The following is a 7,112-nucleotide window of genomic DNA, read 5'->3' as shown; positions in this document are numbered from 1 at the left end:
GCTTTCAGGTTTGCGGAGGGCGGCGCGAGCGGCCCGCGCGTGCGGCGGGGTCGAGGCCGGCACCTGGCTGGTGGCGCGTGCCGGCTTGCTGGAAGGGCGCAGCGCTACCACCCATTGGGAGGACATGGAGGATTTTTCCTCGGCCTTCCCTGGCGTCGACGTCCGTCCGGACCGCTATGTCATCGACGGGCCGGTGTTCACCTCGGGCGGCGCGTCGCCGACTTTCGACCTGATGCTGCATCTCATTCGCACGCGCCTCGGCATGGCCGTGGCGCTCGATGTCGCCAGCGTCTTCATCTACGACCAGGCCCGGGCCGCGACCGATGCCCAGCCGCTGGTCTCGCTCGGCCGGCTCGACGGCTATGATCCGCGCCTGGCGCAGGCCATCCGGCTGATGGAATCGCATGTCGATCAGCCGTTGACCGTCGAGGCGGTCGCCAAACGCGCCGGGGTGACGGCGCGGACCCTGGAAAGCATCTTTCGCAAGTCGATCGGCGAGACGCCGGGCGCCTATTATCTCAGGCTGCGGCTGGGCGCCGCGCGCCGGCTCGTGGTCGACACGCGGATCGCCATGGCGGATATTGCCGGGCGGACGGGGTTCTCGTCGGCCGCGGCTTTTTCCAGGGCATTTTCAAGAGCTTTCGGCGAAGCCCCTGTCAGGCTTCGCCGGGGTTGATTGGGGCCGGGGTTGATTCGGGCCGGAGTTGATTCGGCCAGGGTTGATTTGGGAAGTCAGGCAGCATTCCGGCGGTCGCTGCCGCCGTCGATCTGCGAGCGCATCTGCCGCGCGAGATGGGTCTCGAAGCGGCTGGCAACGGCGCGGTCCCATTCATTGGTGCTGCGTGCGCCCTGTTTTGGATGCGGCATTGCCATCAGCCGGTCAATGATCGATCCGGCTTCGCCAGGTGAGAGCAGGGCGTCGATTTCACGTTCGTTCTGCATATCGGTTCGCCTCCTTCTTCCTCTCCCGCCAAGAGCGATACCTATACGAGATTCGTGACGGCAGTTTGAAGGCAAGAGCGAGGTCATTGAGAGGCGGCAAGGGGCAAAACCTTGTCGTCGGTTTCAGCATGGCGCGCAAAATGTTTCCGCGCGCCAAGCTTTCGAATCGCATAGTGCGCCGGCTTGGATTGCCGACGGCCAGGCAGCGTCAGACGTAGCGGTTGACGATGTTTTCGAGCAGTTCCTGGCGGCCGGAACGCGGCTGCGGCTCGATCTTCTTCTTCACCACGCGTTCGGCGATCTCTTCCAGCGTCCGCTTGCCCGACAGCATCGCCTTGGCCTCGGCGCTGTTCCAGCCGGCGTAGCGTTCGGCGAGCGGGCCCGACAATGCCTTGTCCTCGACCATGCGGGCCGCCGCCTTGAGGCCGCGCGCGCAAGAATCCATGCCGCCGATGTGGCCGATCAGCAGGTCCTGCGGGTCGAGCGACTGGCGGCGCAGCTTGGCGTCGAAATTGGTGCCGCCGGTCTTGAAGCCGCCGGCCTGGACGACCTGGTAGTAGGCGAGCGCCATCTCCGGCACGTTGTTGGGGAACTGGTCGGTATCCCAGCCCGACTGGTAGTCGTTGCGGTTCATGTCGATCGAGCCGAAGACGCCGAGCGCATTGGCCAGGGCCAGTTCGTGCTCGAAGGAATGGCCGGCCAGGATGGCGTGGCCCTGCTCGATGTTGAGCTTGACCTCCTTTTCCAGGCCGAAGCGCTTGAGGAAGCCGTAAACGGTCGCGACGTCGTAGTCATATTGGTGCTTTGTCGGCTCCTGTGGCTTCGGCTCGATCAGGATCGTGCCCTTGAAGCCGATCTTGTGCTTGTAGTCGACGACGAGGTTCAGGAAGCGGCCGGCCTGTTCCTGCTCGCGGGCAAGGTCGGTGTTGAGCAGGGTCTCGTAACCCTCGCGCCCGCCCCACAGCACGTAGTTCTCGCCCTTCAGCCGCTTGGTGACGTCGATGCAGCTCTTCACCGTCGCAGCGGCATAGGCGAACACATCCGGATCGGGATTGGTCGCGGCACCGGACATGAAACGGCGGTTGGAGAACAGGTTCGCCGTGCCCCAGAGAAGCTTGACGCCGGTCTGCTTCATCTTTCCGGCAAAATAATCGGCGATTTCATCCAGCCGGGCCGCACTTTCGGAGAAATCCTTGCCCTCGGGCCGTACATCGGCGTCATGGAAGCAGAAATAGGGAGCGCCGAGCAGCGAGAACATCTCGAAGGCCACATCCGCCTTCAGTTTCGCCAGTTCCATCGTGTCGACGCCGCCGGCCTTGGGGAACCAGGGACGGTCGAAGGTCTGGCCGCCGAACGGGTCGCCGCCCGGCCAGGCGAAGGAATGCCAGTAGGCGACGGCAAAGCGCAGATGGTCTTCCAGACGCTTGCCAGCCACCACTTCGTCGGGATTGTAGAAACGATAGGCCAGCGGATTGGTCGAATCCGGTCCCTCATATTTGATCTTCTGGATGTCGCCGAAAAAGCCGCTGCTCATGTTCTCTTCCTCTCCAAGATAGTTTTGCCTGATTACCTCAGGCGTAATTGGTTTCACGCCGGTGCTGGTCGAAAACGGTCACGTCAAAACCGTCAAACGAAGGAGACAGATCATGACCGACCTCAACACGATCGCCCAAAACTACATCACCGCCTGGAACGAGAGCGATGCCGGCCGCCGGGCAGCGTTGCTCAAGGCTGTTTTCACCGAAGACATCAGCTATCGCGATCCGCTCATGCAGGGCGACGGCCATGAAGGCGTCGCGGCGCTGATCGACGGCGTGCAGCAGCGCTTTGCCGGCTTCCGCTTCTCTCTGAAGGGGACTCCGGACGGCTTTGCCGACAAGATCCGGTTTTCGTGGAATCTCGGGCCGGAAGGGGTCCCGTCCGTCATCGAAGGCACCGACATCGGCGTCATCGAGGACGGTCGCCTGAAAAGCGTGACCGGCTTCCTCGACAAGGTGCCGGCGCAGTGAGGTCACCTCGTCAAGACGTGGTGGAGAATACCAATCGCCAAAGTCGGTGCTGCCCCTCATCGCCCTGCCGGGCACTTCTCCCCGTATAGTGACGGGGAGAAGGGGGCTGGCCGCAACCTTGGCGCCTTCGTCACTACGCTGGTGATTGGCGAAACCGGTGACGGGAGCGCCCCTCTCCCCGTCCCTATGCGGGGAGAGGATGCCGGCAGGCAGGTGAGGGGCAGCGCCGGCGCCCTGATAAAGAGGGTGGGACACGCCCCAACTCACGCGGTTACAGCCCTGATCGCCGGGTAAAGCGCCCGGTAGCGGTGATAGGCATCGGCATAGGCGTTGCCGAGCGCCGCATCCGGTTCGATCGTGGCGTCTGTCTTCGGCGCCGTGCACACGGCCAGCGGATCCGCCCCTGTCGCGGCGATAAGGCCAAGCCGCGCAGCCCCAAACGCGGCGCCGAAATCGCCGTCGGCGGGGATGTCGACCGGCACCTGCAGCGCGGTGGCGATGGCCTTCAGCCAATAGCGCGAGCGCGAGCCGCCGCCGATCGCCGTCACCCGCGTTAAAATCGTGCCGGCCGTCTTCAACGCTTCGAGGCTGTCGCGGAAGGCGAAGGCGACGCCTTCGAGCACGGCCTGTGTCAGCACGACGCGGCCCGATTCATGCGCGAGCCCGGTGAAGGAACCGCGAATGGCGGAATCATTGTGCGGCGTGCGCTCGCCCGAAAGATAGGGCAGGAAGGACACGCCGGTCGGCGCCTTCAGCGTCTCCCTGAGTTCCGATGTCAGCTCGCCTGCGCCCTTGCCCGTGATCTCCGACAGCCAGTTGAGCGAATCGGTCGCCGACAGGATGACGCCCATCTGGTGCCAGGTGTTGGGCAGCGCATGGCAGAAGGTGTGCACCGCGCTTGCCGGGTTGGGCAGATAGGATGCGTTGGCGGCAAACAGCACGCCCGACGTGCCGAGCGAGACAAAGGCATGGCCGGCGCCGACCGTGCCCATGCCGCAGGCGGAAGCCGCATTATCGCCGGCGCCGCCAGCCACCGGAATGCCGGCCGCGATGCCCCATTGCGATGCGAGTTCGGCGCGCAGCCCGCCAGCCTTCGCGGTGCCCTCGACCAGCGCCGGCATATGGCTCTCGTCGAGCGATGTCGCGGCAAGCAGGTCCGCCGACCAGCGGCGCTTGCCGACATCGAGCCAGGACGTACCGGCTGCATCAGACATTTCGGAAATGTGTTCCCCGGTCAGCCAAAGCCGCAGGAAGTCCTTGGGCAAAAGCACCTTTGCCACCTTGGCGAAGACAGCGGGCTCGTTGTTCTTCACCCAGGCCAGCTTCGGCGCGGTGAAGCCGGGAAAGACGATGTTGCCGGTGAGCGCGCGGAAGCGTGGATCGGCGTCGAGCGCGGCCGCCTCTACATGGCTGCGCGTGTCATTCCAGAGGATGCAGGGACGCAGCACCTGATCGGCCGCGTCGAGCAAGGTCGCGCCATGCATCTGGCCCGACAGGCCGATGCCCTTAACCGCCGCGAACTGCCCGGGATGCGACGCCTTCAGTTCGGCGATCGCGTCTTGGCAGGCGCGTATCCAGTGCAGCGGATCCTGCTCGGACCAGCCGGGATGCGGCCGCGAAACGTCAAGCGTGCCATGGCCGGAGCCGATGACGCCCTGTCCGGCATCGATCAGCAGCGCCTTGACGCCCGATGTCCCCAGGTCGAGGCCGAGATACATGGTTTCCTCCCACGTTCTTATTTTTTTCGGAGTCCGAAAAATATGCTTCAGCCAGTTTTTAAGGCAAGATCCGCTCCGGGTCAATTCTCTGACAAATCGGCGGCGCGTCTCGAAAACAGCGCCGACAGCGGACTGTCCGGGCGTACCATCGAGCGCTCCATCGTCAGCACCTTGGCGAGCGCGCCGTCGCCGGCGCGCAGGGCGGCCTCGATCAGCGTGAGATCGATGACGTCGCGCTGCGCGTGGCTGCCGCCAAAGCGATGGGCGATCGCCCGGATGGGCCGGATCAATCGGATGGTCTCGGCGTAATTGCCCTCCCCGAACGCCTTGATCGCAAGCGTCAGGGGGTGCCCCACATCCCGCGTGAAAGCGGCATTGTCCGCATCGCCCCGCATCGCCTCGCGCTGGGCCTCGAGCAAGGTCCGGGCCGGGGCGTCGAGCCCGGCGCCGACAAAGGCCATCATCGCATGGGCGTCGTTGAACGCGTAATTGCCGGAGGCGGCCCTGGGCACCCAATTGGCAGCCAGCGCCGCCCAGCGGTCGCCGACATCGACGTCACCGAGATGAAGCCGCCACAGGATTGCCGATGCATCGACCATGTTGAGCGCCAGCGTCGATCTGGCGCCGTAGATCGGTCCGTCATAGAGCGCCAGCACCTCGCCGGTCTCGCCGAGATCGTAGTGGAACAGCGCCAGGTGCCACCAATTGTGCACTTGGAGGAAGCTCTCCTTGGTCCAGGCATCGGGATCGGCACGCATCCAGGCAATTCCGTCCCTTTGCCGGCTTTGCATCTCCATCACATGCGCCACCGCATGTTGCGCCCAGCCGTCGCGCGGTTCAATCTCGACCGCTGTGCGACCCAGCCTTTCGGCCTGTGCGTACTCAGCCATCTCTTCGAGCCCGAACGCCTGCATGCCGAGGATGGCGTGGTAACCCCGCATGTCCGCCTGCCATGACGGCAGGGCGCGGGCGATGCGGTCGCGCAGCATGCGGGCGTTGCCGGTGAAGAAATCGACCTGGTGTCCGACCTGGAGCGCCACGGCATCGAGCGGGAAATCGATCGCTATGTCCTGAAGGATGCCGGAAGCCTGATGCCAGCGGCCGTTGGCGAGGTGGCCGAGGGCTGAGACATGCGCCCGTTCGCGCGTTGTCGCGGCAAGCGGCAGCGCCGCCTCGTGGCAGGTCCTGGCCACGGCCGTAGCTTCCGGCTCGGTGGCAAGGCCGAAGAGATAGCCCTTGAAGACATGCGCCATGACGAAACCGGGGTCCTGCGCGATGGCGCGATCGACGGAGTTGACCGGATCGCCGATGAAACACTGCAATTCGCGCACGGCCTGGCCGTAGAGCGCGAATCCGGCTTCCGTCGCGCCCGAAACTGCCAAGCCGAATGTGTCTTTGATTGGCATGCGAGAGTCCTTGGTCAGATCCGGATGAGCATGATGCCCCTCGGTCCAACATCATCTTAAAGCATGGGCGAAGGCGATGCCATTTCACGGGCACATCTGCGCCATGTCAGTTATTTTTGCAGTTCATCAACCATGAGAGGCAGATTAGGCTTTGTAAAACTGGACGAATTGTGGCTTCAATGCGGCGCGGGTAAGGGGCTTGAAATCGCGATCTGAGAGGGGACGCGATGCGGCACTTTGAAATACAGCCTCCGAACAGCGGTTCGGAGCACATCGGCGAGGCTATTTCTTTGACGCGGCGAAGGCCTAGGCGAATCAATCCTGGGTTTATTAGCTTACTTGCAACTACAGCGCTTATGTTGCTGCCTGGCTCCGCGGCCTTCGCGGCATGCGTGCTGGTTCCGTCTCCGGGAAATGACACCTTCACTTGCGATAGTGGCGATTCGAGCGGCAGCCTCAACGATACCAGCGGCAACAACACGCTGACCTTCCCGGCTGGCGGCACCGGCCAGGTGAGCGGCAATGTCACATTCGGCGCCGGCACGGACCGTATCGACATGCAGTCCGGCACCATCACCGGCGCGGTCGATCAGGGCGCCGGCACGGATTTCTTCGCCATCGGCGGCGGCACGGTCGCCGGCAATGTCCAGCAGGGCGCCGGCATCGACGACTTCAGCATGAGCGGCGGCCAGGTCGGTTCGCTGAACCAGGGCGACGGGCTGGACACCTTCACCATGACGGGCGGCCGCATCGTCGATTTCTTTGACGATGGCGACCGTGCCGTGATGACCGGCGGCCGCATCGGCCGCGTCAACATGAAGCTCGACAAGAACTATTTCAACATGTCGGGCGGCATCATCGACCGCAACCTCGTCACCGGCTTCGATCAGGACACCATCATTCTCTCCGGTGGCACGATCGGCGGCAACATCAGCGTCAGCGGCGGCAACGACAGCGTGACGATCACAGGCGGCACGGTGGGCGGCGATGTGCTGATGAGCTTCGGCGCGGACAATTTCGTCTGGAACGGCGGCGGC

Annotated in this window: 6 protein-coding genes and 1 pseudogene; 3 read left to right on the top strand and 4 right to left on the bottom strand. The window is 64.1% G+C overall.

What is annotated here, in order from left to right; translation table 11 throughout:
• Positions 1–676 (top strand): GlxA family transcriptional regulator (locus EOA36_RS21625; RefSeq protein WP_145969248.1); only part of this gene is annotated, 676 nt, incomplete at its 5' end.
• A gap of 56 nt (positions 677–732) precedes the next feature.
• Here the strand turns inward: EOA36_RS21625 and EOA36_RS21620 are convergent.
• Together EOA36_RS21620 and xylA are read right to left on the bottom strand one after the other, a co-directional pair.
• Positions 733–942 carry a hypothetical protein gene (locus EOA36_RS21620; protein WP_127279348.1) on the bottom strand — a complete coding sequence of 70 codons (210 nt, stop codon included), beginning with the start codon at positions 940–942 and terminating at the stop codon, positions 733–735.
• Positions 943–1,150: 208 nt separating this feature from the next.
• The gene (gene xylA, locus EOA36_RS21615; protein WP_127279347.1) at positions 1,151–2,476 is read right to left on the bottom strand and encodes a xylose isomerase; all 1,326 of its coding nucleotides are present in this window, start codon (positions 2,474–2,476) and stop codon (positions 1,151–1,153) included.
• 112 nt (positions 2,477–2,588) lie between these two features.
• Here xylA and EOA36_RS21610 point away from each other — a divergent pair, with 112 nt between their 5' ends.
• The gene (locus tag EOA36_RS21610) at positions 2,589–2,951 is read left to right on the top strand and encodes a nuclear transport factor 2 family protein (protein ID WP_127279346.1); all 363 of its coding nucleotides are present in this window, start codon (positions 2,589–2,591) and stop codon (positions 2,949–2,951) included.
• A gap of 263 nt (positions 2,952–3,214) precedes the next feature.
• Here the strand turns inward: EOA36_RS21610 and xylB are convergent, their stop codons facing one another.
• Positions 3,215–4,669, bottom strand: coding sequence for a xylulokinase (gene xylB / locus EOA36_RS21600; RefSeq protein WP_127279345.1), 1,455 nt, complete (start codon positions 4,667–4,669; stop codon positions 3,215–3,217).
• 80 nt (positions 4,670–4,749) lie between these two features.
• On the bottom strand, positions 4,750–6,075 hold the full coding sequence (locus tag EOA36_RS21595) for a tetratricopeptide repeat protein (protein ID WP_127279344.1): 1,326 nt from the start codon (positions 6,073–6,075) through the stop codon (positions 4,750–4,752).
• Positions 6,076–6,302: 227 nt separating this feature from the next.
• Here EOA36_RS21595 and EOA36_RS21590 point away from each other — a divergent pair.
• A pseudogene (locus tag EOA36_RS21590) lies at positions 6,303–7,112 on the top strand (autotransporter outer membrane beta-barrel domain-containing protein); the annotation flags it as partial.

Source organism: Mesorhizobium sp. M8A.F.Ca.ET.021.01.1.1 (genome assembly GCF_003998025.1).
Classification (GTDB): domain Bacteria; phylum Pseudomonadota; class Alphaproteobacteria; order Rhizobiales; family Rhizobiaceae; genus Mesorhizobium.
Note: the sequence above shows the minus strand (reverse complement) of the source record. Positions and strands in the feature narration are given on the sequence as shown.